This window comes from Dietzia sp. DQ11-44, assembly GCF_014145205.1.
Taxonomy (GTDB): Bacteria; Actinomycetota; Actinomycetes; order Mycobacteriales; family Mycobacteriaceae; genus Dietzia; species Dietzia natronolimnaea.
The window spans coordinates 1-2,638 of the sequence record NZ_JAALEC010000101.1; the positions used below are offsets into that span (position 1 = coordinate 1).

4 protein-coding genes are annotated in these 2,638 nt (G+C 69.5%); all 4 read left to right on the forward strand.

All coding sequences use genetic code 11. The features are described from left to right. Window positions 1-253: 253 nt before the first annotated feature. Window positions 254-799 carry a ribosome maturation protein RimP gene (locus G6018_RS03155; RefSeq protein WP_182638688.1) on the forward strand — a complete coding sequence of 182 codons (546 nt, stop codon included), beginning with the start codon at window positions 254-256 and terminating at the stop codon, window positions 797-799. Then, complete coding sequence (gene nusA / locus G6018_RS03160) at window positions 796-1,782, forward strand: transcription termination factor NusA (protein WP_179525437.1); 987 nt, start codon at window positions 796-798, stop codon at window positions 1,780-1,782. Before G6018_RS03155 ends, nusA begins: the two co-directional genes overlap by 4 nt. Before the next feature lie 140 nt (window positions 1,783-1,922). Continuing rightward, on the forward strand, window positions 1,923-2,225 hold the full coding sequence (locus G6018_RS03165; protein WP_179525436.1) for a YlxR family protein: 303 nt from the start codon (window positions 1,923-1,925) through the stop codon (window positions 2,223-2,225). Between the two features lie 166 nt (window positions 2,226-2,391). After that, window positions 2,392-2,638, forward strand: a 247-nt coding sequence (locus G6018_RS03170) for a translation initiation factor IF-2 N-terminal domain-containing protein (RefSeq protein ID WP_182638689.1), incomplete at its 3' end; no start/stop codon positions are given.

The window sequence follows — 2,638 nt, forward strand, 5'->3', positions numbered from 1 at the left end:
GCGGCCGCGGCCAACGGCACCAGGGGGTCCGGCTCGTCGTCGACCAGGGGCAGGGCGCAACCCCCGGCGGCCGCCACTCCGGTGGCGACCGCCGTCACCGCGACGAACCGTCGGCGCGACACGGGGGTGGTGGAGGAAACGGGCACCCCGACATCCTGCCAGGGCCCGTCGGCCGCCGGACCGGGGGCGGTACAGTGATCCGGCCCGTCCGCAATCCGGATCGGCACCCACCAGCAGCGACGCCAGGAGCAACGTGATCGTCCCCGAGCCCGACAGGGCCCATATCCGTAGAGCGGTCGCCGACCGTGGACTCGAACTCGAGGAGATCCGGGAGGATTCACGGGCCGCCGACTGGCACGTGACCGTGGTCGTTGACGGCGACTCCGGTGTCACACTGGACGATCTCGCGACGCTGTCCACCGACCTCGACGACCTCGCCGAACAGTGGGGTGGGCCCGACCGGGCCGTGACGTTCGAGGTGACGAGCCGCGGCGTGGGCGCCCCGCTCGAGGCACCCAGGCACTGGAGGCGGGCGCGCGGGCGTCAGGTCGACGTGAGTTACGTCGACGGTGTCACCGGCCCCGCCCGCGGGCGGATCGGAGACCTCGACGAGGAGAAGGGGACCGTACGTCTGGTCCGCAGGTCGGGTCGTGGGATGCGTGTGGACTCGGTACCGTTGGACGACGTGGCACGCGCTGTGATCCGGGTCGAGTTCCGGCCCGCTCCGGAGGACGAACTCGCCCTCCTGTCGGAGCCCGCGGACCCCGGACGTGGCGTGCGAGAAGGAGAAGACAGTTGAACATCGACATGGCGGCGCTGAACATGTTGTCCCAGGAGCGGGAGATCCCGCTGGACGACCTGGTGCGGACGCTGGAGAACGCACTGCTCACCGCGTACAAGCGCACCGATGACGCGCACCGCGTCGCGCGGATCCAACTCGACCGGAAGGCCGGGACCGTCGCGGTCATGGCGGCCGAGGTAGACGACGAGGGCAATCGGATCGGCGAGTTCGACGCCACCCCGTCCGATTTCGGCCGGGTGGCCGCGGCGACGGCCCGGCAGATCATCCTGCAACGCCTGCGCGAGGCCGAGACCGAGCGGATCTACGGCGACCTGGTCGCCCGTGAGGGCGAGGTGGTCAGCGGGGTCATCCAGTCGGATTCCCGTGCGAACGCGCGGGGGATCGTCGTCGTGCACATCGGGCCCGAGAACGGCGGTACCGAGGGCACCATCGCACCGGCCGAGCAGGTCCCGGGCGAGACCTACCAGCACGGCGACCGCATCAAGTGCCACGTCGTGGGGGTGCACAAGGGGCCGCACGGTGCCTCCGTCTCCCTGTCGCGAACCCACCCCGATCTCGTCCGTGGACTCTTCGCCCTGGAGGTACCGGAGATCGGTGACGGATCCGTCCGGATCTCGGCGATCGCCCGCGAGGCCGGACACCGGACCAAAATCGCCGTGGAGACGACGGTGTCGGGCCTCAACGCCAAGGGCGCCTGCATCGGGCCGAACGGCGCCCGGGTCCGGGCGGTGATGGCGGAACTCAACGGAGAGAAGATCGACATCGTCGACTTCGACGAGGACCCCACGGTGTTCGTGGGTAACGCGCTCTCTCCGGCGAAGGTCATCTCCGTGACCGTCGCGGACGCCGAGACGAGGGCTGCGCGCGTCGTGGTCCCCGATTACCAGCTCTCGTTGGCGATCGGCAAGGAGGGGCAGAACGCCCGCCTGGCCCACCGGCTGACGCAGTGGCGGATCGACATCCACAGCGACGCGGAGTGACGTCCGGCACGGTCGCGGTCCACGCGGTCGGGCGCGCCGTTAGTGTCGATAGTCAACGACCTGTAGACTCACCAGATGTCACAGTGACTTCACGTCCACCCACTCGCGTGGGAGGGACGGCGAGAAACCGAGGCGGCCTCATGCGGGTGCATCACGACCAGCAGAAGGGCTCGGCCGAGGTGCCGGGTCCGGTGAGGACCTGCGTCGGCTGTCGCCGCCGGGATTCCGATTCCCGGTTACTGCGGATCGTTCACGATCCGCGGGCGTCAGCCCTCTCGCCGGACCCCGACCGGCGAGCGGTCGGGCGGGGAGCCTGGGTGCACCGTGACGAGCGGTGCATCGCGACAGCACTCGACCGCAAGGCCTTCACCAGGTCCCTGCGGGTCGCCGGGAACGTGTCCCAGGATGCGATCTCGGAGGTGCTCGAGACGCTATCGTCGTGAGCACGAGACCACCCGTCGGCCGCATGGGCCGACCGGGGGAGCACAAGAGAAGGAACGGACCAGACACGATGAGCACACCGTGAAGTTCCAGCGATGAACGTCCATCGAATGTAGACCGAGGTCGCGCGGCCAGCCCTGCCGTGAAGACCTCGCAGTGAGGAGAGCAGTGGCAGGCAAGCCCCGGGTACACGAGCTGGCAAAAGAGTTCGGTATCACCAGTAAAGAACTTCTGACGAAACTCCGCGATCAGGGAGAGTTCGTCAAATCCGCATCGTCGACCCTCGAGGCCCCGGTGGTCCGACGTCTCCGGGCGTCGCACGCACCGTCCGACGGTGGAGTCGACTCCGCGCCGTCGAGCCCCGGCTCCGGTGGACCCGCGGCGCCGAAGCCCGGCGCGGCGCCCACGCCGGCCC

What these genes read in the sequence shown, in the direction of transcription:
- G6018_RS03165 (WP_179525436.1), top strand. Translation starts at nt 1,923, where the DNA reads ATGCGGGTGCATCACGACCAGCAGAAGGGCTCGGCCGAGGTGCCGGGT.